Here is a 26,569-nt window from a genome sequence, read left to right as displayed (position 1 = left end):
GGGTCGATTAGACCGGTTCGCGCGCCATGACAAGGCAGGTGTTCTGGCCGCCAAAGCCGAAGGAGTTCGAAAGAACGCTGGAAACCTGCGCTTCGCGCATCACGTTCGGCACCACGTCGAGCTCGATCGCCGGGTCGGGTGTGTCGTAGTTGATCGTCGGCGGCAGAACGCCCTCGCGCATGGTCATCAGCGAGAACACCGCTTCCACCGCCCCCGCTGCCGAAAGGGTGTGACCGATCATCGACTTGTTCGAGGAGACGGGAACGTCCCTGATCCGCTCGCCGAACACGGTGGACAGGGAGAGATGCTCCATCTTGTCGTTTTCCGGCGTCGAGGTGCCGTGCGCGTTGATGTACTCGATCGCATCCTCGGCCATGCCGGCATCCGAAAGGGCGGCCCGGACCGCGGCGATGGCCGGCGAGCCGTCCGGCTTCGAGCGCGTGCGGTGGAAATCGTCGGATTTCTCGCCGCAGCCGCGCATGATGCCGAGGATCTCGGCGCCGCGGGCCAGCGCGCTTTCGAGCGATTCCAGCACTAGCGCGCCGGCGCCTTCGGCCAGAACGAAGCCGCTGCGGTCCTTCGAGAAGGGGCGCGAGGCCTTTTCGGGAACGTCGTTCTGCGTGGTCAACGCGGAAAGCAGCGAGAAGCGGATTAGCGCCTCGGCGGTCGCCGAACCGTCGGCGCCGATGGCCAGAGCCCGGTCGCATTCGCCCCGGCGGATCGCCTCCATGCCGAGCTGGATCGCCGTCGCGCCGGAGGCGCAGGCCGTCGACAGCGTGATCGGCAGGCCGCGCGTGCCGTAGCGTTCGGCGAGCCGGTCGGCGATGGTCGCGAACTGGCTTTCGCCGAAAAGCTGCAGTGCGTGGGCTGTCCGCGCCGCCTCGATCAGGCTCATCGCGCCGTTGTGCTCGCGTGCGCCGGCATAGAGCGAAAGCCGGTGGCGCCAGTCCAGTTCGACCGGGGGGGCCGCCAGGAACAGCGGGCCGGCGAAATCGCCGGCGGTAACATTTGCCTGCGCCACCGCCTCGGCCGCCGCCAGATCGGCGAGCTCGAAGGTCAGCGCGCTGGCGCCGTCATTGCTGGAGGGCAGGAAGTCGACCGTGCCGGCGATGGTCGTCGCCAGATGCTCGGTCGGGAAGCGTGTGATCGGATGAATGCCGGAACGCCCGCCGATCAGGGCTTTCCAATTGTCCTCGCGGCCCTGGCCCAGCGACGTGACGACGCCCATGCCGGTCACGGCAACCACGGGTCTTCCAAAACTGTCGGTCGTTTTCACCTGATCGATCTCTTATCCTGCGGGCCGGGAAGGGCGGCTTTCCGCCGCGCCCTAGGCCTTGGTGACGAGTCCCATTCCTTCGAAGCAATGATAGCCGATCGCCGTCGCCAGCACAGCCTGCGGCGCGCCCTCGAAGGCCTGCTCCCTGTCCGCATCGAAGGCCGGGTAGGCCTTGCCGTGCCAGACGGACAGCGCGGCGAGCGCCATGGCGAAGGGAAACTGCGCTTCCTTCATATGCCCGGTCAGCGAGGAGAAGCCGCGCGCGACCAGCGTGCCCCGCTTGGCCAGAGCCTCTTCCTCGGCCTGCGTTGCCTGATGCGCGCCCGAAGCGCCGGAGAGGGTCAGCAGCGGTCCCTCGGGCAGGGGAAGCTGCGCGAGCATCGCATCGATGCCGTCGGCGAGCGGTTCGCTGTTGCGCCGGCTGCGCCGCGAGACGATCGGCCCCACGGTCGCATAGGCCTTGCGCCCGCGCTTCTCCGCGTGTTCGCGCGCCTCCAGCACGAGAAAGGCCGCGCCCGATCCCGTGACGACGCCGCCGCCCTCGCTGTCGGCGCGCTCCCAGACCGGTTTCCAGTCGTCCCGGTGCAGGAATCCGGCCAACTCATAGGCCAGCAGCATGTCCGAATGCTCGGTCTGGAAAGCGCCGCCCACCAGAACATGGGAGGACTGGCCGGCGCGAATGCGTGCGGCGGCGGTCTCGATTGTCGATACGCCGGCGCCTTCCTCGCCCATGAAGGTGCGCGAGGAACCGGTGACCTTGTGGACGATGGAGATGTTGCCGGCGAGCAGGTTCGAGAGCTGTGCCAGGAACAGTGTCGGGCGCAGCTCCGTGGTCAGCTTCTCGTTCAGAAGGACATCGTGATCGTTGCGTGTCAGCGACGCGTCGAGGATCGCCTGATCGACGGCTTCGTCGCGCTCGCCGCCGCCTGCGGCCACCACCAGATCCATCGACGCGCAAAGCGCCTCGTCATCCTTCATCCCGGCATCGTCCAGCGCCAGTCCGGCGGCATAGGTGCCGAGCCGCTGCCAGGTCTCCATCTGCCGCTGGTCGCCGCGCCGCGGGATCTGCTGGCTCCAGTCGATCTCCGGCAGCGGGTGGATGGTGTAGGGAGCGAAGCGCTCGCGGTCGAGAACGGGCGCCGGCGCCGTAGCGGTCAGCGCCTGCCAGTGCGCATCCACGCCTTCGCCGAGCGAGGAGACGATGCCCATGCCGGTGATCACAACGTCGCGCGGGCTCATACTATCCTCATCAGCTCTGCTTCAAAGACACTTTTGCGCGGGTCCGGGCTCAGCCGGCCTTGGCGGTCACCAGATCGTCGATCTTGGCGCAAAGGTTCTTCATGACGAAGTACTCTTCCGTCGAAGCTTTGCCGTCATTGACTTCCTGGGTCCATTTCTCGAGCGGCACCTTGATGCCGAACTCCTTGTCGATCGCGAACACGATGTCGAGGAAATCGAGGCTGTCGATGCCCAGGTCGTCGATGGTGTGGCTCTCGGGCGTAATCTTCTCGCGGTCGATCTCGCTCGTCTCGGCGATGATGTCGGCAACCTTGTCGAATGTCGTCACTTGGGGGCCCTCGGTCTGGGGAGATTCTCTGTTAGCGAATGATCGTGGGGTCTCTAATCGGTTTTTACCGACAGGAAAAGGGGTGATCCATGGTGGTTGAGCCTGCGATCAGTTGAAGGTGATGCGCGCGGCGACGTGCAGACTGTCGCCCGCTCGTGACAAAATGATGGCCTCGCCCTCGCGCGCGGACCCGCCGGTCAGCGCCTCGATGATCGCGAGATGGGTCACCATGACCAGGTTTCCGGAGCCGGTGTAGCCGTCGATCGTGGAGAGGATTTCGGCCTTCTGGGCCTCCAGCGCGTCGGCGTCGGGGGCGATGTCCAGCGCCGGGAAGGGCTCGACCAGACCGGCCCCGAAGGCCAGCACTGCCGTGTCCCGGGCGCGGCAGTAGCGGCTGGTTAGGACCTTCTCGACCGGCGCCGCGCGGGCGTCGTAGAGCGCGCCGATGCGCCGCGCCTGTTGCCTGCCGCGCTCGGAGAGGTTGCGCTGGGTTCCGCATTTCTCGATGTCGAAATTGGCCGGATCGCCATTGCCCGGCGCATTCGCATGGCGCATCAGCACCACCTGGCCGCCATTGCGCAGGAGCGCCCAGCCGGCTTCCGTCGCCTGCGCGGGCATGGCGGCGAGAACGAGGGCAAGGGCGATAACAATACGAAGCATTCGGCAATCCTCAAACTATGTTCCCTAGCATATAGGCAGTTGACCGATTCATGAAAGAAGCGGTGTGGTTCCCGGCCGCTTCGCCGCGTTGCGCTGACCCGGTGCGTGGCTCTACAGGCTCATCCTGCGTGTGGACGAGCTTGCAGCCACACACCTCCTCATGGTGAGCCTGTCGAACCACGCAGGACGCCGCCGCAGCGCGGCCAGCTCCGCATGCACCGCGCGCGAAACTAAGCTAGACCAGACGGAAGACGTTCCGGTGAAGGACCCTGGATCATCGCATCGGCGGTTCCTGTCCCATGAAAACCGGTACCGATTTGACCGGCGATGCGGTAAGCCGGTCCGATGTCTCCATTGGTTGAAACCGTCTCCTTCGTTTTTGGTCTCGTCGCATTCGGCTATCTGGCCGGCTGGATCGGCCTGTTGAAGCCGCAGGTAGGCGATGCGCTGACCGATTTCGCCATCTCCGTCGCCGTACCGCTGCTCTTGTTCCGGACCATGGCCGGCGCCGGTTTCGACGGCCATGTGCCCTGGCATCTGTGGATCGCCTATTTCAGCGCTATCGCGGTGGCCTGGATCGCAGGGCAGTTGATCATCACACGCGTCTTCGGCCGCGACGCGCGGGCGGGTGTCGTCGCCGGCCTGTCCACCAGCTTCTCGAACCTGGTGCTGCTCGGCATTCCCTTCATGCTCGGCGTTTATGGCCAGAGCGGCTTCGAGATTTTGTCGCTGATCATCTCGATCCATCTGCCGATCATGATGGGCATGTCGATCCTGCTGTTCGCGCTGGTCGGACGCAGCGGCAATGGCGGTTTCCTGCAGCTGGCGCGCGAGTTCGTCGTCAATCTCTTCTCCAGCCCGCTGATCATCGGCATCCTCGCCGGGCTGGCCTGGCGCTTCTCCGGCCTCGAAATGCCGGCGCTCGGCACCCGCTTCGTCGATGCGCTGGCCAACATCGCCGGCCCGACCGCGCTGTTCGCCATGGGGCTCGGCCTGCGCAAGTTCGGCATCTCGGGCGACATCCGCCCGGCGCTCGTCATCGCGGGGCTGAAACTTTTCCTGATGCCGGCCGTTGCCCTGGCGATGGCCAAGATGCTTGGCCTGCCGCTGTTGAGCGCGCAGGTGGTCGTTGCGGCGGCATCCCTGCCGTCCGGGGTGAACCCCTATCTGATCGCCAACCGCTTCGGCACGGGGCAGGCGCTCGCCAGCAATTCGATGACCATCGGAACGTTGTTTGCCGTCGTCACCACGGCTTTCTGGCTGTCGGCGGTTCATTGGGTCTATCCTTAAGCGGGGCGGACCGTCCGGGCGCCCGAGGGAGAAGCGCTCCGCACGAAGGCCCCACGATCGGAAGGAGAAGTCCATGCTGCAGAAGATCAGTCATTTCATGCGTCAGGCGAATTTCATCGACGGCGACTGGGTCGGGGCCGATTCGGGCGCGACCATCGATGTGGTGAACCCGGCGACGGGATCGGCGATCGGCACGGTGCCGCGCTGCGGCGAGGCCGAAACCCGGCGCGCCATCGAGGCGGCAAAGCGCGCCTTCCACTCATGGAAGAAGACGTCCGCCGATCACCGCGCGAAGCTGCTGCGCAAGCTGCATGACGCGATCATGGACAATCAGAAAGCGCTCGCAGAGCTTCTCGTGCTCGAACAGGGCAAGTCCTTCGCCGAGGCCAAGGGCGAGGTCGGCATGTCGGCCGCCTATGTGCTCTGGTATGCCGAGGAGGGCAGGCGGGTCTATGGCGATTTGGTCCCGTCTCCCTGGGCCGACCGACGTATCCTCGTCACCCGCGAACCGGTCGGCGTCGTCGGCGCCGTGACGCCATGGAATTTCCCGTCCTCCATGCTCGCCCGCAAGCTCGGGCCGGCGCTCGCCGCAGGCTGCACGGCGGTGGCCAAGCCCGCCTCCCAGACGCCCTATTCGGGGCTCGCCTGGGGCGTTCTGTGCGAGGAGGTGGGCTTTCCGAACGGCGTCGTGAACATCGTCACCGGTTCGGCCTCCGAGATCGGCGATGAACTCTGCACAAACCCGCTCGTGCGCAAGATCACCTTCACCGGCTCGACCGAGGTCGGCAAGACGCTGATCCGGAAGACCGCCGGCACGGTGAAGAAGGTTTCGATGGAGCTTGGCGGCAACGCGCCGTTCCTGGTCTTCGACGATGCGGATATCGACCGGGCGGTCGAAGGCGCCGTCGCCGCAAAATACCGCAATTCCGGCCAGACCTGCGTCTGCACGAACCGCTTCTTCGTGCAGGCCGGCATCTACGACCGCTTTGTCGAGCGGCTGGCGGCGGAGGCCGAAAAGCTACGCGTCGGTCCCGGCATGGACGAGGGGACGCAGCAGGGCCCGCTGATCGACGACAACGCGGTCGCCAAGGTCGAGGAACTGATCGGCGATGCCACCAAAAAGGGCGGCAAGGTTGTGGCCGGCGGCGCGCGCCATGCACTGGGCGGCACCTTCTTCCAGCCGACCGTGATTTCCGATGCCACGCCGGACATGCGCTTCATGCAGGAGGAGATTTTTGGCCCCGTCGCGCCCGTCTTCCGCTTCGAGACGGAGGAAGAAGCGGTCAGTCTCGCCAACGATACGGTGTACGGCCTGGCCTGCTATTTCTACACGGGTGATCTGGGTCGTGCCTTCCGCGTCATGGAAGGGCTGAGATACGGCCTGGTCGGCGTCAACGAAGGCATCATCACGACGGTGGAGGCGCCCTTTGGCGGCCTGAAGGAATCGGGTCTCGGCAAGGAGGGCGGCCACCAGGGCATCGATGACTATCTCGACACCAAATATGTCTGCATCGGCGGCCTCGGCCTCTGAACGGAAGCGTTTTCCTGCCGGACCTCTATGGCCTATTCGCCTGACGCTGGGTTAGATGACGCCTGAGCGAATCGGAGGATGAGAATGCCAGCGCAGCCAGCGACCGGAAGCCGCCGTGTCATGAGGTCCGTTCTGGGCGTTCTGGTCGCCGTGCTTGCCGTCTATGCGGGCTGGAAACTGCTCGCGCCGCCGCCGCCCGAGATCGACGTTTCGTACAACACGGTCAGCGCTGACGGGCTTTATCAGGTGATGTTCGAGACGGATGTCGAGCCGGTCCCGGTCGGCGAGACCCATTCGTGGGTGCTGAGCCTGACGACCCCGGAGGGCGCGCCGGTCAGCGACGCGACCATCCTGATCGATGGCGGGATGCCGGCGCACGGCCATGGCCTCCCGACCGCGCCGCAGGTCTCAGAGAATCTCGGCGAGGGCCGCTACCGGATTGAAGGCATGCGTTTCAACATGGGCGGCCACTGGGAGATCCGCATCGCGATCAGCGCGCCGCCGGGCGACGATTCGGCGGTGTTCAATCTCGAGCTGTAGCGATGGCGCCGCGCGCGGGAGCGGCTGTCGCGGCGCTGCTGGCGAGCCTGATCCTGGCGGCCTGCGGGCCGGATGATTTCAGCGACGACGAAAGGAAGATCATCCGCTCCCTGTCGCTCGCCGAGCTGTCGCCTCTGCCGGACGATCCGAGCAACCGCTTCGCGGACGACCCGCCGGCAGCCGCTTTTGGCAAAACCCTGTTCTTCGATGCCGGGCTGAGCGGCGGCGGCGACATCTCCTGCGCCACCTGTCACAAGGCCGAGCGCCAGTTTCAGGACCACCTGCCGCGCGGCGTCGGGGTCGCGCGGACGGACCGCCGCACCATGCCGCTCGCCGGCGTCGGCTGGAGCCCGTTCCTGTTCTGGGACGGACGGCGCGACAGTTTCTGGGCGCAGGCGCTCGCGCCCCTCGAGGACCCGCGCGAGCATGCGGGCAATCGAACCGCGTTCGCCCACCATGTCGCCGATGCCCACGGGGATCGCTATGGCGCGATCTTCGGCCCGTTGCCGCCGCTGGCGCATCTTCCCGCCGAGGCGGGGCCGAAAGGCTCGCCCGCCCAGCAGGCCGCCTGGCAGGCGATGTCCGAGGAGGATCGCCGGGCGGTGGATCGGGTCTTCGCCAATATCGGCAAGGCGCTCGCGGCATTCGAACGGACGATCCATCCGCCGCGGACACGCTTCGACCTGTTCGCCGAGGCGGTGGGTAAGGGGGAGGAGCCGGCAGGCATCGCCGCCTTCACGCCGCTGGAGCGCGAGGGGCTAAGGCTCTTCATCGGCAAGGCGAACTGCCTTGAATGCCACAACGGGCCGCGCTTAACCGACGATCATTTTCACAATACGGGCGTGCCGGCGCTTGCCGGCGCGCCGCCCGATCGGGGCCGCGCCGGGGCCGTCGCGGAACTGGCCGCCGATCCGTTCAACTGCTTCGGCACCTTCAGCGATGCACCGGCGGCGGCCTGCACCGCGCTCCGCTTCATGCGGTCCGACGATCCTGCGATGGAGCGGGCCTACAAGACCCCGTCGCTGCGCGGTGCCGCGAGCCGGCCGCCCTATATGCATGCCGGCCAGATCGCCACGCTCGACGCGGTGATCGATCACTACAGCCGGGCACCCGATGCGCCGTCCGGCACGAGCGAGCTGCGCGGCGTGGTCTTCACCGAGCGCGGCCGCAAGGCCCTGATCGCCTTCCTGAAGACCCTCGACCCGATACCCTAGCGGTCCTTGACCGTTTCCATGGTGACGAATGTCGATGTGCGCGCCACGTGCGGCAGGGCGGAGATCTTCTCGCCGAGAATCTTCCGGTAGCTGGCGATGTCGCGCGTGCGCACCTTCAGGAGATAATCGAAGCCGGCGGCGGTCATGTGGCACTGCTCGATCTCCGGCACCGCGAGCACCGCCTTGTTGAAGGCAGCGAGCGCCGAGGAGCGCGTGTCGGACAGTTCCACCTGCACGAAGGCGATGTGACCCTCGCCGATGCGCGCCCGGTCGATGATCGCGGAATAGCCGCGGATATAGCCTTCCTTCTCCAGCCGGCGCAGTCGCGCCTGAACCGGCGTCTTGGACAGGCCGACCCGGCGCGCCAGTTCCGCGATGGACAGGCGCCCGTCCTGCGTCAGCGCGTCGAGAATGTTGCGGTCGATGCGGTCTATTCGTTCTGTTGACATGGGGAAATGAGGTCTCATTGAGAATGATTGCGTCCAAAACTTAGTCCAAATTACCTGCCATGCGCAATCATACAGCCCGAAGCGGTGCAGCGGCTGTGTTATGTTGCGGCCGAAACCAGTGCCGTGCAGTCCGCGCGGCCCGCAAAAATCGTTCGAGGTCCCCATGCCAAACACTGCCCCTGCCGGAAGACGAGACACCATCCGCGCCCATTACCTGGCCGACGAGGCGCGGGCCGTGGACGATCTGGTGCGGCTCGCGGCCCTGTCGCAGGCCGACCGGCAGGCGATATCGGCGGACGCCGCCGAGCTGGTGCGCGCCGTGCGTGGCTCGGGCGACATGCATCTGATGGAGGCGTTCCTCTCGGAATACGGGCTGTCGACGCGCGAGGGCGTCGCGCTGATGTGCCTCGCCGAGGCGCTGTTGCGCGTCCCCGACGCCGAGACCATGGACGACCTGATCCGCGACAAGATCGCGCCGCATGACTGGTCGGCGCATTCGGGTGAATCGGCCTCGATCTTCGTCAACGCCTCCACCTGGGCGCTGATGCTGACCGGGCGCGTCCTGGACGAGGAAGGCGAGGGCGTCGAGGCGACCCTCCGCGGCCTCGTGCGTCGGCTGGGCGAGCCGGTCATCCGCAAGGCGGTATCGAAGGCGATGCGCGAGATGGGCGAGCAGTTCGTCCTCGGCCGCACCATCGACGAGGCGATCAAGCGCGGTCAGTCCATGGTCGCGAAGGGCTATTCCTATTCCTACGACATGCTGGGCGAGGCGGCCCGCACCGAAGCGGACGCGCTGCGCTACCACAAGGCCTATGCGGACGCGATCGCGGCCCTGAAGCGGCATTCGAACCGCGACGACATCCGGGCCAATCCCGGCATCTCGGTCAAGCTATCGGCGCTTCATCCGCGCTATGAGGAGGCACAGAAGGCCCGGATGCTGCCGGTCATGGTCGAGCGCTTGAAAAGCCTCGCGCTGGCGGCGCGCGACGCCCGCATGGGCCTCAACATCGACGCGGAGGAGGCGGACCGGCTCGACCTGTCGCTCGACGTGATCGAGACGGTTCTGGCCGACGAGGCGCTGGCCGGCTGGGACGGTTTCGGCGTCGTCGTCCAGGCCTATGGGCCGCGCGCCCCCTACGTGCTCGACTGGCTCTACGAACTGGCTGAGCGGCTCGACCGGCGCATCATGGTGCGTCTCGTCAAGGGCGCCTACTGGGACACGGAGATCAAGCGCGCCCAGGTGATGGGGCTGGACGGCTTTCCGGTGTTCACCCGAAAGGTGAACACCGATGTCAGCTACATTGCCTGCGCGCGCAAGCTGATCGGCATGACAGACCGCATCTACCCGCAGTTCGCCACCCACAACGCCCATACGGCGGCGGCGATCCTCGCCATGGCGCCCGACCGCGCCGCTTTCGAGTTCCAGCGCCTGCACGGGATGGGCGAGGCGCTGCACGAGGCTGTCCGCAAGCGGGAGGGCACGCGCTGCCGCATCTATGCGCCGGTTGGCGCGCATCAGGACCTGCTGGCCTATCTGGTCCGCCGGCTGCTGGAGAACGGCGCCAACTCTTCCTTCGTGCACCAGATCGTCGATACGGCGGTCAGCGCCGAGACGATTGCCCGCGATCCCTTCGCGAGCCTCGAGGGACAGCCCGCCACCAATCCCGCGATCCAGCGTCCGCAGGCGATTTTCGGCGCCGGCCGGGTCAACGCCCGGGGCTGGGACATCACGGATCCGCTGACCCTGGCCGCGCTCGAGGCGGCGCGCGCGCGCCCTTTGCCGCGCCGCACGCCTGGCAGGCCGAACCGATCACCCGGGCCAAGGGCAAGGGCGCGACGCGTCCCGTTGCAAATCCGGCCAGCGTGTCGGAGCAGGTCGGCACCGTGCGCGACGCCACCGAGGAACAGGCGGCCGAGGCTGTGGGCCTCGCGCTAGCGGCGCAACCCGCCTGGGCGGCGCGGCCGGTCGGCGAGCGTGCGGCGATCCTGCGCGGCATCGCCGATCTGTATGAGACCCATGCGGCGGAGTTCTTCGCCCTGGCGACGCGCGAGGCGGGCAAGACGCTGGCTGACGGCATCGCCGAAGTGCGCGAGGCGGTCGACTTCCTGCGCTACTACGCCAATGAGGCGAGGCAGGCCGAGAAGGATACCGCGGCGCGGGGCGTCATCGTCTGCATCTCCCCCTGGAACTTCCCGCTCGCCATCTTCACCGGGCAGATTGCCGCCGCGCTGGTCACCGGCAATACGGTGATCGCCAAGCCGGCCGAACAGACGTCACTGATCGCCGCGCGGGCCGTGGTATTGATGCACGAGGCAGGCATCCCGCAGGACGTGATCCAGCTCCTGACCGGCGACGGCCCGACGGTGGGCGGTCCGCTCACCGCCGATCCGCGCATCGCCGGCGTCTGTTTCACCGGCTCGACCGAGGTGGCCCGTCTGATCGAGGGGCAGCTTGCCCGCAATGCCGCGCCGGACGCGATGCTGATCGCCGAGACGGGCGGCCTGAACGCCATGATCGTCGATTCGACCGCGCTGCCGGAGCAGGCGGTGCGCGACATCGTCGCCTCCGCCTTCCAGAGCGCCGGTCAGCGCTGCTCGGCCCTGCGCATGCTCTACGTCCAGAAGGACGTGGAGAAGCGCGTGCTTGAGATGCTGGAAGGCGCGATGCATGCGCTGACGGTCGGCGATCCGTGGGAGATCTCCACCGATGTCGGCCCCGTCATCGACAGCGAGGCGCTGGAGGGCATCGCCGGCTACAACCGGCGGATGACGGACCAGGGGCGTCTCATCACCGCGCTCGACGCGCCGCAGGGTGGACGACACGTGGCGCCGGCAGCATTCAGGGTTTCCGGCATCGACGAGCTGGAACGCGAGGTTTTCGGCCCCGTTCTGCATGTGGCGAGCTTCGATGCCGATGCCATCGACGAGGTGATTTCAGCCGTCAACGCAAAGGGTTACGGTCTTACCTTCGGGCTTCACACGCGCATCGACGCGCGCGCCCAGCACATCATCGACCGCGTCCATGCCGGCAACATCTACGTCAACCGGAATCAGATCGGCGCCATTGTCGGCTCGCAGCCTTTCGGCGGCGAGGGCCTGTCCGGAACCGGCCCAAAGGCGGGTGGCCCCCATTATCTGCGCCGTTTCCGCCGGGCCATTCCGGACACGGTGGCAAGCGCGGAAGGCTCGGTTCTGTCCACCGATTTCGTCGCAAGCCTGATGCCGCAGCGCGACGGGGCATGGGTTGGGCGCAGCGACCGTCTCGCAGCGCTGCGCCGGCTCCTGCGCGGCAAGGCGACGGAGGCCATGGCCGCGGCTGCGGCGCTCGACCAGGGGCCGGTCGACCTGCCGGGACCGACGGGCGAGGGCAACACGCTGATGCTGACGCCGCGTGGTGCGGTTCTGTGCCTCGGCGCCGACGAGCCGGCGCTGCTCGCGCAGGCGGTTCAGGCGCTGGCGGTGGGCAATGTCGTGCTTGCCGTGCACCCCGACGCATCCCGCATCCTGAAGCCGCTGCTTGGCCAGGGGCTGCCAGTCGCTGCCGCCGATGGCGTCATCGACCCGGCAAGCCTGAAGTCCCTGCCGCTCGATGCCGTTGCCGCCGGCGGGGACGATGGCTGGCTACGAGCCCTGCGTCTCGCTCTGGCCGGGCGCAGTGGCCCGATCGTGCCGCTCATCACGGAAGCGCTCTATCCGGCGGCCTATGTGCATGAACGGGCGATCTGCGTCGACACCACGGCGGCCGGTGGCAATGCCAGCCTGCTTGCGGCGGTCTGAAAGCTCTCCGATAGACCCGTTCATCGTTTCATCGAAACGCACAACGGGTCTATCTCATTGTTTTTCCGTGTTTTTCCGTGTTTATGCGGGCGTCGGGCGATTCCACCTGACTGCAAACGCTCCAGGCGAGGCACGCGCAGGTTGGTGCCTGCGCGTTCTCCTACCGCGTCGAAAAGTCGATCGGCACGTCGAAGGGCCAGGTTGAGCGGCGGGCCTCCTGGGGGATCGGCGGGAAGGGGGCGGCGCGGCGCACCGTGTCGAGCGCCGCCCGGTCGAGGATCGGCGAGCCGGAACTGCGCAAGACGCGGATGCTGCTCACCGCGCCGCCGCTGGTGACGGTGAAGCTGATACGCACCTGACCGCGCAGCCGCTCTCGCTTGGCTTCACTCGGATAGCGCCGTGCACGGCGCAGTTTGGCGATGATCTTGCCCGGATAGTTCGAAACCCGGGCATTGCCGCTTTGCGAGGCACGCGCGGTCTGCCGTCCGCGCGCCGTTTCTCCCGCGTCCCGGCTGCTTGTCGCGCTGCCGCGCCGGGCGTCCTGCTCGTCCCGGCCGCGCGATCCCGAACTGGGCGGCTTGCGGGTGTTCCTGGTCGCCTTGCGCGTCTCGCGCGGCGCGGTCTGCTTCGCGGTCTTGGGTTTCTTAGGTGGCGTGTAGGCCGGCCGGGGCGTGGGCAACGGCGCATCGAGTGCGGCGACGACCATTTCCGATTGTTCAACAGGCATGACCGTTTCCGCCTGTTCGACGGGCTGCTCCGGCGTGTCCGCAGGCTGCGGGATCGCCGTTTCCTGCGCGGTCACGGTCGGAGCGACCTCCGCCACGTCGCTCCGCACCAGCGTTGCGGGGGCTTCGGGCGCGATCTCGGCGGTGGTGTCCGGTTGCACCGTTTCCGGTGCGTCTTGCGAGACGGGGGCCACCGTCTCCAGCGTTTCGCCCGACGCCACCTGGTCGGCGAATGCATCGCCGGCGATGGCGAACTCGGTCGTGCTGCCTCCGGCGACTTCGGCCTCCGGAAAACGCGAAACGGCGAAGCCGCCTGCTGCGGTGTGCAGACCGAGCGAAACGACGATCGCCGCCGTCCACTTCAATGCCCTGGCGTTCATTGTCCGGCGCGTTCCGTGATGATGCTGATCTTGCTGGCGCCGGCCGCCTTCAGTGCGCCGACGATGTCGACCAGACGTGAGGCCGGCAGGTCGCGATCGGCCGCCACCGTGATTTCCAGCGTTTCGCTGTCCGGCGCTTCGCTTTGGGCCCGGCGCTGCGCGACGAAGCCGGCGGCATCGACCTCGGCGCCCTTGACGCGCAACGCGCCGTCACGGGTGACGAAGAGTGCGCCGGGCGGCTCGGACCGCTCGGCGTCCGTGGTGGAGATCAGCGTCACCTCGCCGTCGAGCGGCGGGGTCAGCGTGCCGGCGACGAGGAAGAAGATCAGCATCAGGAAGACGATGTTGATCAGGGTGACGGTGCTTTCACGCTCGCGCGCGGCGCGAGGGCGGGCAAGGCGCATCATGGTCTACCTCGCGATCGAAAGGGTTAGCGTTGTGTTCTTGCGGATCTGCTCGACGGCGCTCACCAGCGCCTGCGACGTCAGCGCGCCGCGCACCAGGAGAACCGCGGTGTCGGCGCCGGACGCATCGAGCCGCGTCAGCTCCGCTAGCGCCGCGGCTTCCTGCAGCGCCATGCCGTTGACGCGCCAGTCGTTCGCCGCATCGACTCGGATGAGAATGTCGGGCGTCTTTCCGCCCGCGGCGGCCGAAGCCGGCCCGCCGGAGACCTCCACCCTCGCGAAGCGCGTGAAGGTCGACGACAGCATGAAGAACAGGAGCAGCAGGAAGATGACGTCGATGAGCGAGGTCATGGACAAGGGTTTGCGCCTGCGTATCGCATTCACCTCAATGCGCATGGCGGGCTCCGTGCAGAACGGCGGGGGCGTCGCGGGCCGTGCCGGTCGTTGCCTCCGTCCTTTCCGCATCGCGGGGCAGCGCCTGCGACAGGGCGGCGCTGGTCATCGTCTCTATGGCCACCCGCTCATTCTCCAGACGGGTTTCGAACCAGGTGAGCATCAGCGAAACGGGCATCGCCACCGCAAGCCCGCAGGCCGTCGTCAGCAGGGCCACCCAGATGCCGCCGGCCAGCAGCGACGGATCGACCGCGTTGCCGGCCGCCTGCAGTTCCCGGAAGGCCTCGATCATGCCAAGCACCGTGCCGAACAGGCCGAGCAGCGGGGCCACCTGGACGATGGCGTCGAGGGCGCGGAAACCGCGTTGCAGTTCGTGCAGCCGGGCAAGCGCGATGCGGCCCACCTCGTTCTCGACCGCGTCCCTCGGCGCACCGGCGCTGCCGAGCCGCATGGCGGCTGCCAGAGCCTCCTCGAGCGGCGAGCGCGCCGTCGCCAGAGCAGCGCGTGCCTCGCCCTGATTGCGATGGAACCACGCATGCAGCGCGCGCCTGGCCTTCCCGTGCCGGCCGATGCGCTCGCGCTGGAACTGCACGAGTTTCAGGAGAACCAGCGCCAGGGCGAACACGGAGAGCACCAGCAGGATCGCCACGACCGGGCCGCCGAGCTTGAGAAAGGAGCCGATTGAGGCGGCGAGACCGTCGATCATGATGAGCATTCCCGTTGCGTTGGTCGGCGTGCTACTTGCCGAAGATGATCTTTGTGCGGGTGGTGGGCGCCAGGGCGGCGATGCAGGTCCCCGCCTCGACGCCCTGGCCCTCGCAGGCGGTGGCGTCGTTGACCAGCACGCGGCTGATCTGCGCGCAGTCCGCTTCGGCAAGATCGAAGCGGCGCACCTTGGTCTTCTCTGCAGGCAGGTCCTGGAAATCCAGAACCAGCAGCCGGTCGACCAAGCCCTGGCCATCGAACAGGGCGATCTCGAACGCCGCCTTGTCGATGTCCTGTGCCAGGCCGTTCTGGACCACGAAGGCGATGCGGCAGCCCTTGTCGCTCGGTTCCAGCGCGTTGAGTTCCAGGTTGATCGCCTTCGCCGGCGCGGTTTCCTGCGCCAGCGTGTCCGAGGGTGTCGTCACGGTCAGTCCCGCCGCCAGCCCGAGGGCGGCGGCGGAGACGAACGAGCGGAACGGGATATTCGATAACACGGCTGATCAGCCTCCCAGTCTCATGGTCGCGCCGACCTTCACGGTGAGGCCCGGCTGGTTGTAACTCCCTGCGCTGACATCAGCCATGGGAAGCATGTATTTCTCGTCGAGCAGGTTATCGACGCGGAAATCGAAGCGCAAATTGTCGGTCGCCTGGTAGTTGGCGTAGAGATTGACCAGCGTGTAGTCGTCGGCGAAGCTCGACCCCTTGGGCGCCTTGTTGAACTGCACTTCGCCGCCAACGGTCAGGCGCCTCTCCAGGAACCGCATTCCGCCGTCGAGCGTGACGCTGGTTGCGGGAATGCGGGTCAGGTCGCTGCGCACGCCGTTGAGGTCGATCTCCTCGCCGTCGACGATCGATACGCTGATGCCGCCGAAATAACGGCCGGCGTCATAGTAGCTTTCCAGCTCGAAGCCGTGGATCTCCGCCGACTGGATGTTCTGGTTCTGCATGCAGAACCCCATAGGGGAGAAGGAACACGACGTTCCCGGCACCACGTTGACGCGGGCGAAGGTGATGTAGTCCTTCACATCGTTGTGGAAATACGCCGCCTTGATGCGCAGCGTGTCGTCCGCCGACATCAATCCTTCCGCCGCGTAGTTCACGCCGGCTTCCCAGGTCTTGCCCGTTTCCGGTTTCAGGTCCGGATTGGGCAGGAAAGGGAAGGGCGCTCCGCCCGCGTGCATGCCGCTGATGAACGCTTCCGAGGTGGTCGGCGCCCGATACCCTTCCGCATAGGAACCGTAGACCTGCAGCCCCGCAAGGGTCCCCTCGCTGAACGGGGAGATGCCGACCGAAACACGCGGCGAGAGGCGGCTGCCGGAGCTTTCCGAGGATCCTTCGAGATCATAGGCGTCGTAGCGCAGCCCGGCGACGACTTCGAGCCAGTCGTAGCGCAGCTTGTCCTGTACGTAGCCGCCCCAGACCGTTCTCTTGCCGTTGGGATTGAAGAAGTTCGCTCCGCCGGATGCGGTCTGCGAGGTGAAGTCGTCATAAACCCAGTCACCGCCGAAGGTCAGTTGATGCTGGACCGGACCGGTGTCGAAATGGGAGGTGTTCCACACGTCGAGGCTGGAGGTGCGCAGATCGTAGTCGGTGGTGGTGCCGGACCGTACTTCCTCGAGGCCCATGGAGTTCACGGCGCCCTTGATGCTGAGATTCAGCCATTTCTCTTCCGCATCCGAGATTTCGAATGCGCCGGTAAAGGTGTTGCTTTTCAGGCTGTTGTCCTGGATCGCCGAACTGGACCACTCGTTGCTGGCGCCGGTCCAGCCGAGCGTCAGCTTGCTGAACTCGGTCGGCCTGACGGTTCCCTTCAGGTGTCCGCTCAGCACATCGAAGCCGGAATGGTCCACCCGGGTGCCGCCGCCGTCCTTGTAGTCGCCGAAATCCCGCCAGACGATGTTGCCCAGGACCGACGCGCTCTCGTTGAAGCGGAACGCCCCCGTGGTGCTGACGGTCCAGCCGGAACCGTTCGAATCGTAGCGTCCGGTCGTGGAAAGCGCATAGGTCTCGTCGTCGCGGAGGAAATCCTCGGCATCCTTCGTCTCGAAATAGACGACACCGCCGATCGCTCCCGATCCAAACGTGTTCGCGCTCGGTCCGCGCATGACGTCCACCTGCTTCACCAGTTCGGGGTCGAGCCAGAACATGCGGGACACCTCATGCCCCGTCTTGTGGAAATTCTGCCGCGCGCCGTCCACGATGACCGAAACGCGTCCGGCGTCCTGCAGGCCGCGAATATTGACATTGGCCACCGACGGGCGGCCCTGGGAGTAGATGTTGACGCCCGGCACGCCGAACAGAATCTCGCCCGGCGTTGCGGCCATCCGGCGGGCCAGCTGCTCGCCGCTGACTTGGCTCACCGAGGCCATCGTCTCGATCGGCGTTTCTCCCGTCCTGCTCACGATCGTGATCCGGTCGAGTGTCGTCGTGTCTCCGGGAGCTGCAATGCGCTCCGGCGAGGTCTGCGCTTCCTGAGCGCTTGAAAAATCGGACATCAGCAATGGAACCAGCGCAGTTCCGCAAAGGAGCAAGGTGTTCCTGCGCGCAATATACCTCAACATTACAACGTTCCCCGAAATGAGAAGAAACCTGATCGGCTGGCGCTGGCTTGCCGATTGTGAACCGGCTAAGAATTTTTTCTTGAGAATTCCACTCCGGTATTGCGGTGGCTATAAAATATGATAATGAAAGTCAAGAAAGCGGAATACGAAAATGCACCGTTGTGCCAGCCGATGCGAGCCGAACTGAAAGAGGAGGGTTTCTCCATGAAGACGTATATGTCCATCGACCCTACGGGGCAGGCCGACATGCAGCAGTGGACGGGTGCTCACGCCGGGATAACGCCTGACCGCACCATTTCCAGCGTCGACCTTTTCTGCGGGCGTCGGGAGATCGGAATAGAGCATCACGGTGCCTATTACCGCTTGAAGATCACGCGCCAGGGAAAGCTGATCTTGAACAAGTAGGACAGGGATGAGGAATGAACATTCAAGCGAGACGCGCGCCTGAGGGGATCAGGCGCGCCAGGAGCGAGAACCCGAAGATGCGCGAGCGCGACCTCGCTGCGCAGCTCGGTATTTCCGAGGCTGAATTGCTGGCGGCGCATGTCGGCCACGGCGTCACGCGGATCGAGCCGCGCGTCAGCGATCTGCTGCCGTCCCTGGAGGCTGTCGGCGAAGTCATGGCGCTGACGCGCAACGAGAGCGCCGTGCACGAGAAGGTCGGCATCTACGAGAAGACGATGACGGGCTCCGAACATGCCCTCGTGCTCGGCGCCGATATCGACCTGCGCATTTTCCCGTCGCGCTGGGCCTTCGGCTTCGCCGTCGAGAAACGTGACGAGGAGTCCGGCGCGGTGCGTCACAGCCTCCAGTTCTTCGATCATGCGGGGGAGGCGGTTCACAAGATTCACCTGCGCCCGCAGTCGGATCAGGCGGCCTACCGGGCGCTCATCGATGAGCTTGTCTCGCCGGATCAGGGCGCAGCGATCACCGTGGGACGTGCCGAACCGCCGGTACAGGAAGCGCCCGAGGCGCTGCCTTCGGCGGAGATCCTGCGCGAGCGCTGGGCCGCGATGACGGACGTGCACCAGCTGTTCAACATCCTGCGCAAGCTGAAGCTCACCCGCCACCAGGCCGTTCACCTGATCGGCGAGGATTACGCCTGGCGTCTCGAGAACGAGGCGCTGACGGCGATGCTCTATCAGGCGGTGCGCGACGAAGTGCCGATCATGTGCTTTGTCGGAAGCCCCGGTTGCGTCCAGATTCACACCGGCACCATTCACACGGTCAAGCCGATGGGGCCATGGATCAACATTCTCGATCCGGGTTTCAACCTGCATCTGCGGACAGACCACGTCAGCGAATTGTGGGCCGTGCGCAAGCCGACCAAGGAAGGTCATGTCACGTCGATCGAGGCCTATGGCGCCGACGGCGAGCTGATCGCGCAGTTCTTCGGCGAACGGCACGAAGGACACGACGAGCGGCCCGACTGGCGGCTGATGGTCGAACGGCTGCAGTCCCTGCCCAGAGCCGGCTGAGAAGAAGTGCGGGCGGAAAGCGCCCGCACTTCTTCTTGTTCCGGACTTTGATCTTTCGCGCCGCATAAGGAGCCTTGTTGTGCCCATACCCCGTTTTCGCACGCCCGTCCGCCGTGCGCGTGCCTGGCTGATTGCCTGCGCCATCGCCGTTTCCGCCGGCGCGGCTGCGCAGGTCGCCATTGCCTCCGAGACCCCTGAGCGCTTTCCCGATGCTTCGCGCCTCGTCAGCATTGGCGGGGCAATCACGGAGATCATCTATGCGCTGGGCGAGGAGCACCGGCTCATCGCGCGCGACACGACCAGCACCTATCCCGAGGTGGCGAAAGCCCTGCCGGACGTGGGCTATATGCGCGCGCTGTCGCCGGAAGGCGTGCTGTCGGTCGCTCCGAGCGCCGTGCTCGCCATGGAGGGCAGCGGCCCGCCCGCCACGATGGATGTCCTGGAAAAGGCCACCGTGCCGTTGATCCTGGTGCCGGAGGGGTATGACCGCGACGCCATCCTGCGCAAGATCCGCATCACCGGCGCGGCGCTGGGCGTGAGCGAGAAGGCCGAGGAGCTTGCCCGCAAGGTGGAGGCCGACCTGCAGGCTGCCGAAGATGCGGCCCGATCCGCTTCCGGCGGCAAACGAGTGCTGTTCGTGCTCAGCATGCAGGGCGGACGTATCATGGCCGCAGGCAGCGACACCGGGGCCGATGGCGTGATCGGAATGGCCGGCGGCGTCAATGCCATGGGTGCTTTCAAGGGCTATCGGCAGGTTTCGGAAGAAGCGGTGCTGGAAGCCCGTCCGGATGTGGTGTTGATGATGGAGCGGGGCGGCAGTCCGGGACTTGCCGACGAGAAGCTCTTCGCCCACCCGGCTATAGCCGGCACGCCGGCCGGGCGAAACAGGGCGATCATGCGCATGGACGGCTCCTATCTTCTGGGCTTCGGGCCCCGCACGGCGGATGCCGTGCGCGACCTGTCGGCCCGGCTGGCGGAGATCAAGACGGCAGCTGAATGAGATGGCGTTAGGCGAGCAGACGGCTCCGGCATCCGCCGGACTTTCGATCCACCTGCCAGGGGATCGCACGGCGCGCGCACGGGTGGCGATCCTGCTTCTGATCGGACTTTACGGCGTCATCTGCACCGCGAGCCTTGCCTCCGGCGCGTCGGACGCCTCCCTCCGGGATCTGGTTGTCGGCTGGCTCGGCATCGGCGGCGCCGAAACCGGCGTGCTGTCCGAGCGCGACCGCATCATCGTCATGGACATCCGCCTGCCGCGCATCCTGCTCGGCAGCCTCGTGGGCGCGGCCCTGGCCGTTTCCGGCGCGGTGATGCAGGGCCTGTTTCGCAACCCGCTCGCCGATCCGGGCATCGTCGGTGTCGCCTCCGGCGCCGGACTGGGCGCGATCACGGTGATCGTGCTCGGAGGCACGGTCCTTGGACCCGCGGTCCCTCTGGCCGGCATCTATGCGCTGCCGCTCGCCGCCTTCTTCGGCGGCCTGGCGTCGACGCTCCTTCTCTATCGGGTCGCCACGCGGCGCGGCCAGACCTCCATTGCGACCATGCTGCTCGCCGGGATCGCGCTTGCGGCGATGGCGGGCGCCTTCTCCGGCGTGCTGGTCTACTTGGCGGACGACCAGCAATTGCGCGACCTGACCTTCTGGGGGCTGGGGTCGCTTGCCGGCTCCACGTGGAGCAAGATCTGGGCGGCAGGGCCGATCATCGTTCTGGCGCTGCTCGCGACGCCCTTTCTGGCGCGCGGGCTGGACGGCATGGTTTTGGGGGAGGCCTCGGCCAACCATCTGGGCATCCCGGTGCAGCGCGTGAAGAACGCGGCGATCGTTGCCGTCGCCGCGGCCACCGGCGCGTCCGTGGCGGTGGCCGGCGGCATCGGCTTCATCGGCATCGTCGTTCCGCATCTCCTGCGCCTGACCATCGGGCCGGAGCATCGCTATCTTCTGCCGGCCTCGGCGCTGCTCGGGGCATGCCTGCTGCTCGTCGCCGACGCCATCAGCCGGATGATCGTGGCCCCGGCCGAGCTTCCCATAGGCATCGTCACGGCCGCCATCGGCGCACCGTTCTTCCTCTGGATATTGCTGCGGCAGCGCGGCTTGCTGGATTTGTGATGTCGATCGAGATCAGCAACCTTTCCGTCAGCTTCGGCAGCCGGCCCATCCTGTCCGATGTCGGTCTGACGGCGCGGCCGGGTCAGCTCACGGCGATCGTCGGGCCGAACGGCTCGGGCAAGACCACTCTGCTCAAGGCCCTGGCCGGGGATCTGGCGTTCAGCGGGGATATCCGCATCAACGGTGTCGCGCTGAGCGCGATGAAGCCCTGGCAGGCGGCGGTTCATCGGGCGGTCCTGCCGCAGTCGACGACCCTGTCCTTTCCCTATACCGTTCGCGAGATCGTCCGGCTCGGCCTGATGAGCGGCCGATCGGGCGTTCGCGACGACGAGGCCGTGCACCTGCCGGACAAGGCGTTGGCCAGGGTGGATCTGGCGGGCTTTGCCGGCCGCTACTATCAGGAGCTTTCAGGCGGCGAACAGCAGCGCGTTCAGCTTGCCCGCGTCCTCTGTCAGGTCTGGAGGCCGGTGCTCGACGGCATGCCGCGCTATCTGCTGCTCGACGAGCCGGTCTCCAGCCTCGACATCAAGCATCAGCTGATCATCATGAACATCGCTGCCGCCTTCGCCGCCGCGGGCGGGGGGGTGATCGCGGTCCTGCACGATCTCAACCTGACGGCGCAGTTCGCCGATCACGTCGCCATGATGCACCGCGGCCGCCTTGCAGCGGCCGGGTCGGTTTCCGACGTCCTCACCGACGCGCTCGTGTCGGACGTCTTCGAATGCAGGATCAGGATCGGCGCGACGCCCGCGAACGGCGGTCCGTTCGTCCTGCCGCAGGCGGCGCAGGCCTGAACGCCGCGCTCCGGCGTCTCAGCCGGCGGCGACGCGTTCGGGCAGGTTGTCGATGCCGAGCAGGTCGCGCATGTTCGGCTTCGCATCCACCAGATCGCGGATCGTGTAGCGCGCGAGCACGTCGAAGAATGCGTTCAACGCCTCGCGCAGGGCCGCGTTCAGCCCGCAGCTTTCCACCAGCGGGCAGTCGGCGGCGTCGTTCTCGAAGCACTCCGCCATGGCGAAATTGTCCTCGGTGATCCGCACCACATCGAAAAGCGAGATCGCTTCCGCCGGCTTGGCCAGGCGCACGCCGCCGTGACGGCCGCGCACTGTTTCCACAAAACCGTGCTCCACGAGGGGTTGCAGGATCTTGAACAGGAAAAGGTCGGAGAGCGTGTAGGCTTCGGCGATATCCGAGATGCGGCTCAGGCGGCCTTCATTGGCCGTGCAGTACATCAGGATTCTGATGGCATAGTTGGTCTGTCTGGTTAACCGCATAACGATCCTCTTGCATGACTGTCATGTATTATGGCCTATCATTTAGAACAATTCCAGAGTGTCGCGCAAAAAATCTGAGAAAAAAAATCAACTTTTTGTGGTTTGCCGTCTGCTCGATTCGGCAACCCATGATTGCTCCGATCACGCTTCTTTCTTGCCAAGTCTGCTGCAATGCACAATATTCGCCGCGCCATGGGAGCGGCCGCTGCGCTGCGAAAACGGCATGTGAGTGAGTTCGACGCTATTCGCCTGCGTTCAGTCCCGGCCATCCAGGGATCGCGATCCGGACGGTGCGGGAGCGGAACTCGGTAGGCAACGGCCGCGCCGTGCGGCGTCATCCGTCCGTCGAAACGGCAGAAAGGCAATCCCATGAACGCGCATGTCCTGGAACAGCATATCGGCGCCACGGAAACGGTTTCGCAATGGGTCGAGGTCGATCAGTCGATGATCGACGGTTTCGCCGACTGCACGAACGACCGCCAGTGGATTCATGTCGACCGCGAGCGCGCGCGGTGCGAAAGCCCTTACGGCGTACCGGTCGCCCACGGTTTCCTGACCCTGTCGCTCCTGTCCAGCCTGTCTTACGACAGCGGTGCATGGCCGGTTCGCCTGGGCACGGTGATCAACTATGGTCTCGACAGGCTGCGCTTTCTGGCACCCGTCAAGGCCGGCGCCCGCGTGCGCCTGCGTGCCCGTCTGAGCGGGGTCGAGGAGAAGGCGCCGGGACGCCTTCTGATCCGCCATCACAGCGAAGTCGAGATCGAAGGCGGGGAGACGCCGGCGCTCGCCGCCGAGACCATCGTTCTCCTCATCGTAGACGATCAGTAGGGATGAACCCGCTCAGCCCGCCAGGCGCGCGCCGATGATGGTGATGGAGATCGTGCCGACGCCGTCGATCCCGCCTGAAAGTCGATCGCCCGCCTTGACGGCGCCGACTCCAGCCGGCGTCCCGGTGTAGATGAGGTCGCCGGCCTTCAACTCCATGGCGCGGCTGCAGATGGCGATGACGTCGGCCACCGGCCAGATCAGTTCCGCCAGATCGCCCTGCTGGCGAATCTCATCATTGACCTTCAGCCAGACGCCGCCGCTTGCCGGGTGCCCGGTGACGCCGACGGGGGCGACGGCTCCGCAGGGGGCGGAGTTGTCGAAAGCCTTGCCCCAGTCCCACGGGCGTCCGGTCTTCTTCGCCTCGCCCTGCAGGTCGCGGCGCGTCAGGTCTATGCCGGCCGCGTAGCCGAAGACGTGGCCGAGCGCATCAGCGTTCGCGATGTTGCGCCCGCCCGTGCCAATGGCGACCACCAGTTCGATCTCGTGATGCAGATCCTCCGTCAGCGCCGGATAGGGGACCGTCGCGCCGTCGCCGACGACTGAATCGGCCGGCTTGGTGAAGAAGAAGGGCGGCTCGCGGTTCGGATCCGCGCCCATCTCGCGCGCATGCGCCGCATAATTGCGCCCGACGCAGAAGATGCGTCGCACCGGAAAGCGGTCCGGGCTGCCGGCGATGGCCACGCTGGGCTGGGGGGCGGGGGGAAACGCAAATTCGGCCATGATGCTCTCCGACAAGACGATGCGGAGAGACATGGCCGAATTGATGGTTCAGGGCAAGGTCCAGCCCGCCCGATGCGGCAGGTCAGTCTCCGAACACAGCCTTCGCGGCCTTCACGGTCGCATCGACCACGATGTCGGCTTCCTCCCGCGTCAGGCACAGGGGCGGCGCAAAGCCCAGTATGTCGCCCTGCGGCATGGCGCGGCCGATGACGCCGCGTTCGAGCAGAGCCGCCGCCATCTGCGGGCCGATCTTGCGCGAGGCATCGAAGAAGCGGCGCGCATCCCGGTCCTCGACGAACTCGATAGCGCACAGCATGCCTTCGCCGCGCACTTCGCCGACATGCGCATGGTTGCCCAGGGCGTCGCGCATCGCGTCGAGCAGATAACCGCCGGTCTCCGTCGCGTTCTTCACGAGGCCGAGCTTGTCCACCAGCTCCAGATTGGCGATGCCGGCGGCCGCACCGATGGGATGCGCGGAATAGGTCCAGCCGTGACCGATGGGACCGTTCTCGTCCGTGCCGCGCTCCAGCACGTCCCACATCTTCTTGCCGACGATGGAACCGGACAGCGGCGCATAGGCCGAAGTCAGGCCCTTGGCGATCGTGATCAGGTCCGGCTCGATGTCGTAGTGCAGCGACCCGAACATGGAGCCGAGACGGCCGAAGCCCGTCACCACCTCGTCGGCGACAAGCAGGATGTCGTGCTTCTTGAGCACCCTCTGGATCGCCTGCCAGTAGCCGGCGGGCGGCGGAACGATGCCGCCGGTGCCCAGCACCGGCTCGCCGATGAAGGCGGCGATCGTGTCGGCGCCCTCGCGCTCGATCAGCGCCTCGAGTTCGGCGGCGCAATGGGCGGTGAAGTCCGCTTCGCTCATGGCGAGGTCGGGGCGCCGGTAGTAATAGGGCGCTTCCGTGTGCAGAACCTGCGCCAGCGGCAGGTCGAACTTCTTGTGGAACAGTTCGAGGCCGGTCAGCGAGCCGGTCATCAGCCCGGAGCCGTGATAGCCGCGCCAGCGCGAGATGATCTTCTTCTTCTCGGGTCGCCCGAGAATGTTGTTGTAGTACCAGATCAGCTTGACGTTCGTTTCGTTGGCGTCCGAGCCGCCGAGGCCGAAATAGACCTTGGACATGGTCTCGGGCGCCCGGTCGAGGATCATCTTGGCCAGGCGGATGGAGGCCTCCGTGCCGTGCCCGACATAGGCGTGGTAATAGGCCAGCTCCTTCGCCTGCTCGGCGATCGCGTCGGCGATCTCGGTGCGGCCGTAGCCGACATTGACGCAATAGAGGCCCGCGAAGGCATCGAGCAGCCGGTTGCCGTCGCGGTCCTCGATATGGACGCCGCTGCCGCCGGTCACGATGCGCGTCGGGCTCTCGCCGCGCGCATGCTGGGCGAGGTGGGTCGAGGGATGGAAGAAGTTCTCCCGGTCCCACTGGTCGAGCTGGTCGTTCTTCAACAGCATGTCTGCCTCCTATCGAATGGTTGGGCCGTTGGGGGTCCGGGTCAGCACTTCCGCGCCGTCGGCACTAAGCAGCACCGCATTGGAGAGGAAGAAGTCACCTTTACCCGTTCCCATCAGCCAGGAAAGAATGTGAAAACTCATGCCCTCGCGGATCTCGAGGTCGCTGTCGTGGCGCAGTCCGGTCACCCGGTTGCCGCCGGTCCAGGAGGGCGGGAATCCGATGCCGACGCAGTAGCCGCAATGGTGGCGGCGATACTCGGCAAGCCCCGCATCGTCGGCGACGGCCTGCCAGGCGGCATAGACGTCGCGCGCCCTGACACCCGGCTTCAGGGCGCGAAGCACCGCATCGAAGGCCTTCAGAACCGTTTCCGCCATGCGCGCATCCTCGTCGCGGATCGAGCCCACATGAACGAGCCTCCCGAGGGGGGCGTGATAACGGCTAACGCAGCCGGACAGCTCGATGAACACGGGCTCGCCGTCGCGATAGGCGCCGTTGCCCCAGGTGGCGTGTTCCTCGCCGAGCCGCCCGCCCGGCCGGATGAAGGGACCGAAACCCGGAGCCTCTCCGCCGGCCCGGATCATCGCAGCATGGCATTCGGCCACCACGTCGCGTTCGGCCGCCCCATCGGCGATCATCGCGATGGCGGCTTCCGCCGCCGCGTCGGACACCGCCGCAGCCTTGCGCATCAGTGCCTGCTCGGCCGGCGACTTGACGAGCCGCAGATGGTCGACCAGTTCCGTGATGTCGACCCACTCCACCGTATCCAGACTGTCGCGAAGCGCCTTGCCGAATCCGTAGGAATGGCCCGACGACCAGGTCTCAACGCCGATGCGGACCGTGCCAGCGGTCTGCTTCTCGATCTGCGACACCACGGTTTCAAGGACGGCGCGCGAGCGCTCCTTCGCCGCGAAGGAATCCTTCAGCACGCGCACCGCCAGGTCGGCAGCGGTCTCGTGGTCGCCATGCCCCTGGAACAGCGCGTTGCGCACCTGCTTCTCGATCGACACGCGCTCCATCTGCCGCGTCACGAGGATCATCTCGCCCTCCATGGGCACGATAAGCAGATGCGGCGCGAAATAGCCCCAATGGTCGAGGCCGGTCAGATAGAAGATGTTTTCCGGCGTCGACAGCAGGGCCATGTCGAGCCGGCGCGCGGCCATCGCGCCGCGCACCGCCGAGAGCCTGCCGCTCAATTCCGCGTCGCTGAAGGGATTGTCGAACATGCGCGC

26 protein-coding genes and 1 pseudogene are annotated in these 26,569 nt (G+C 66.3%); 12 read left to right on the top strand and 15 right to left on the bottom strand.

Annotated features, from left to right (window positions below; genetic code table 11):
• Positions 1–7: 7 nt before the first annotated feature.
• The 4 genes from NA2_RS07165 to NA2_RS07150 all read right to left on the bottom strand — a co-directional run bounded on the left by NA2_RS07165 (position 8) and on the right by NA2_RS07150 (position 3,503).
• A complete protein-coding gene (locus NA2_RS07165; RefSeq protein WP_051011569.1) occupies positions 8–1,228 on the bottom strand; it encodes a beta-ketoacyl-ACP synthase in 1,221 nt (406 codons plus the stop codon).
• A 99-nt stretch (positions 1,229–1,327) separates the two neighbouring features.
• The gene (locus NA2_RS07160; RefSeq protein ID WP_008595837.1) at positions 1,328–2,515 is read right to left on the bottom strand and encodes a beta-ketoacyl-ACP synthase; all 1,188 of its coding nucleotides are present in this window, start codon (positions 2,513–2,515) and stop codon (positions 1,328–1,330) included.
• A 49-nt stretch (positions 2,516–2,564) separates the two neighbouring features.
• Positions 2,565–2,843, bottom strand: a complete 279-nt coding sequence (locus tag NA2_RS07155) for an acyl carrier protein (RefSeq protein ID WP_008595835.1) — start codon at positions 2,841–2,843, stop codon at positions 2,565–2,567.
• 108 nt (positions 2,844–2,951) lie between these two features.
• The gene (locus NA2_RS07150) at positions 2,952–3,503 is read right to left on the bottom strand and encodes a histidine phosphatase family protein (protein WP_008595833.1); all 552 of its coding nucleotides are present in this window, start codon (positions 3,501–3,503) and stop codon (positions 2,952–2,954) included.
• A 345-nt stretch (positions 3,504–3,848) separates the two neighbouring features.
• Between NA2_RS07150 and NA2_RS07145 the strand changes: the two genes are divergently transcribed.
• From NA2_RS07145 to NA2_RS07130, 4 genes are all read left to right on the top strand, one after another.
• Positions 3,849–4,793: an AEC family transporter gene (locus tag NA2_RS07145; RefSeq protein WP_040677039.1), complete on the top strand. Its 945-nt coding sequence runs from the start codon at positions 3,849–3,851 to the stop codon at positions 4,791–4,793.
• Between the two features lie 73 nt (positions 4,794–4,866).
• The gene (locus NA2_RS07140) at positions 4,867–6,324 is read left to right on the top strand and encodes an NAD-dependent succinate-semialdehyde dehydrogenase (RefSeq protein ID WP_008595829.1); all 1,458 of its coding nucleotides are present in this window, start codon (positions 4,867–4,869) and stop codon (positions 6,322–6,324) included.
• Positions 6,325–6,444: 120 nt separating this feature from the next.
• Positions 6,445–6,864 carry a FixH family protein gene (locus NA2_RS07135; RefSeq protein ID WP_008595827.1) on the top strand — a complete coding sequence of 140 codons (420 nt, stop codon included), beginning with the start codon at positions 6,445–6,447 and terminating at the stop codon, positions 6,862–6,864.
• 2 nt (positions 6,865–6,866) lie between these two features.
• A complete protein-coding gene (locus tag NA2_RS07130) occupies positions 6,867–8,078 on the top strand; it encodes a cytochrome-c peroxidase (protein WP_008595825.1) in 1,212 nt (403 codons plus the stop codon).
• On the opposite strand, the gene NA2_RS07125 is transcribed toward NA2_RS07130, so the two are convergent.
• Positions 8,075–8,527, bottom strand: coding sequence for an Lrp/AsnC family transcriptional regulator (locus tag NA2_RS07125; RefSeq protein ID WP_008595824.1), 453 nt, complete (start codon positions 8,525–8,527; stop codon positions 8,075–8,077). The two genes, NA2_RS07130 and NA2_RS07125, sit on opposite strands and share 4 nt — an antisense overlap.
• A 100-nt stretch (positions 8,528–8,627) precedes the next feature.
• On the opposite strand from NA2_RS07125, the pseudogene NA2_RS22460 reads away from it, so the two are divergent.
• Together NA2_RS22460 and NA2_RS22455 are read left to right on the top strand one after the other, a co-directional pair.
• Positions 8,628–10,052: pseudogene (locus NA2_RS22460) on the top strand (proline dehydrogenase family protein); the annotation flags it as partial.
• Entirely contained in the window at positions 10,013–12,304 is a 2,292-nt protein-coding gene (locus NA2_RS22455; protein WP_420798700.1) for an L-glutamate gamma-semialdehyde dehydrogenase, read from the top strand. The pseudogene NA2_RS22460 and the gene NA2_RS22455, both read left to right, overlap by 40 nt.
• Before the next feature lie 160 nt (positions 12,305–12,464).
• Here NA2_RS22455 and NA2_RS07115 read toward each other — a convergent pair whose 3' ends face one another.
• The 6 genes from NA2_RS07115 to NA2_RS07090 are packed head-to-tail and all read right to left on the bottom strand — an operon-like array spanning position 12,465 to position 17,406.
• The gene (locus tag NA2_RS07115) at positions 12,465–13,409 is read right to left on the bottom strand and encodes an energy transducer TonB (protein ID WP_008595821.1); all 945 of its coding nucleotides are present in this window, start codon (positions 13,407–13,409) and stop codon (positions 12,465–12,467) included.
• The gene (locus NA2_RS07110) at positions 13,406–13,813 is read right to left on the bottom strand and encodes an ExbD/TolR family protein (RefSeq protein WP_244423600.1); all 408 of its coding nucleotides are present in this window, start codon (positions 13,811–13,813) and stop codon (positions 13,406–13,408) included. Before NA2_RS07110 ends, NA2_RS07115 begins: the two co-directional genes overlap by 4 nt.
• A gap of 6 nt (positions 13,814–13,819) precedes the next feature.
• Entirely contained in the window at positions 13,820–14,164 is a 345-nt protein-coding gene (locus NA2_RS07105) for a biopolymer transporter ExbD (protein ID WP_244423599.1), read from the bottom strand.
• Positions 14,165–14,198: 34 nt separating this feature from the next.
• Positions 14,199–14,912, bottom strand: a complete 714-nt coding sequence (locus NA2_RS07100) for a MotA/TolQ/ExbB proton channel family protein (protein ID WP_040677112.1) — start codon at positions 14,910–14,912, stop codon at positions 14,199–14,201.
• A gap of 31 nt (positions 14,913–14,943) precedes the next feature.
• A complete protein-coding gene (locus NA2_RS07095; protein WP_008595812.1) occupies positions 14,944–15,405 on the bottom strand; it encodes a hypothetical protein in 462 nt (153 codons plus the stop codon).
• 6 nt (positions 15,406–15,411) lie between these two features.
• Positions 15,412–17,406: a TonB-dependent receptor domain-containing protein gene (locus tag NA2_RS07090; protein ID WP_008595811.1), complete on the bottom strand. Its 1,995-nt coding sequence runs from the start codon at positions 17,404–17,406 to the stop codon at positions 15,412–15,414.
• 312 nt (positions 17,407–17,718) lie between these two features.
• On the opposite strand from NA2_RS07090, the gene hemP reads away from it, so the two are divergent.
• The 5 genes from hemP (at position 17,719) to NA2_RS07065 (ending at position 21,852) form a co-directional block, all read left to right on the top strand.
• Positions 17,719–17,877, top strand: coding sequence for a hemin uptake protein HemP (gene hemP / locus NA2_RS07085; protein ID WP_051011585.1), 159 nt, complete (start codon positions 17,719–17,721; stop codon positions 17,875–17,877).
• 14 nt (positions 17,878–17,891) lie between these two features.
• Positions 17,892–18,950, top strand: a complete 1,059-nt coding sequence (locus NA2_RS07080) for a hemin-degrading factor (protein WP_040677033.1) — start codon at positions 17,892–17,894, stop codon at positions 18,948–18,950.
• Between the two features lie 79 nt (positions 18,951–19,029).
• Positions 19,030–19,950 (top strand): heme/hemin ABC transporter substrate-binding protein, encoded by a 921-nt coding sequence (locus NA2_RS07075; RefSeq protein WP_008595805.1) that lies wholly within the window; start codon positions 19,030–19,032, stop codon positions 19,948–19,950.
• A 1-nt stretch (position 19,951) separates the two neighbouring features.
• On the top strand, positions 19,952–21,058 hold the full coding sequence (locus tag NA2_RS07070) for a FecCD family ABC transporter permease (RefSeq protein ID WP_008595804.1): 1,107 nt from the start codon (positions 19,952–19,954) through the stop codon (positions 21,056–21,058).
• Positions 21,058–21,852, top strand: a complete 795-nt coding sequence (locus NA2_RS07065) for a heme ABC transporter ATP-binding protein (protein ID WP_008595802.1) — start codon at positions 21,058–21,060, stop codon at positions 21,850–21,852. Before NA2_RS07070 ends, NA2_RS07065 begins: the two co-directional genes overlap by 1 nt.
• Before the next feature lie 18 nt (positions 21,853–21,870).
• On the opposite strand, the gene rirA is transcribed toward NA2_RS07065, so the two are convergent.
• Complete coding sequence (gene rirA, locus NA2_RS07060) at positions 21,871–22,332, bottom strand: iron-responsive transcriptional regulator RirA (protein WP_008595800.1); 462 nt, start codon at positions 22,330–22,332, stop codon at positions 21,871–21,873.
• Between the two features lie 369 nt (positions 22,333–22,701).
• Between rirA and NA2_RS07055 the strand changes: the two genes are divergently transcribed.
• Positions 22,702–23,160, top strand: coding sequence for a MaoC family dehydratase (locus NA2_RS07055; protein WP_008595796.1), 459 nt, complete (start codon positions 22,702–22,704; stop codon positions 23,158–23,160).
• 12 nt (positions 23,161–23,172) lie between these two features.
• Here the strand turns inward: NA2_RS07055 and NA2_RS07050 are convergent, their stop codons facing one another.
• The 3 genes from NA2_RS07050 to NA2_RS07040 form a co-directional block, all read right to left on the bottom strand.
• Positions 23,173–23,880: a fumarylacetoacetate hydrolase family protein gene (locus NA2_RS07050; RefSeq protein ID WP_008595793.1), complete on the bottom strand. Its 708-nt coding sequence runs from the start codon at positions 23,878–23,880 to the stop codon at positions 23,173–23,175.
• 82 nt (positions 23,881–23,962) lie between these two features.
• The gene (locus tag NA2_RS07045; protein WP_040677104.1) at positions 23,963–25,336 is read right to left on the bottom strand and encodes an aspartate aminotransferase family protein; all 1,374 of its coding nucleotides are present in this window, start codon (positions 25,334–25,336) and stop codon (positions 23,963–23,965) included.
• Between the two features lie 12 nt (positions 25,337–25,348).
• Complete coding sequence (locus tag NA2_RS07040; protein ID WP_008595789.1) at positions 25,349–26,563, bottom strand: M24 family metallopeptidase; 1,215 nt, start codon at positions 26,561–26,563, stop codon at positions 25,349–25,351.
• Positions 26,564–26,569: the final 6 nt, after the last annotated feature.

The sequence above is a fragment of the Nitratireductor pacificus pht-3B genome (assembly GCF_000300335.1).
In the GTDB taxonomy this organism is placed as follows: Bacteria; Pseudomonadota; Alphaproteobacteria; order Rhizobiales; family Rhizobiaceae; genus Nitratireductor; species Nitratireductor pacificus.
Note: the sequence above shows the minus strand (reverse complement) of the source record. Positions and strands in the feature narration are given on the sequence as shown.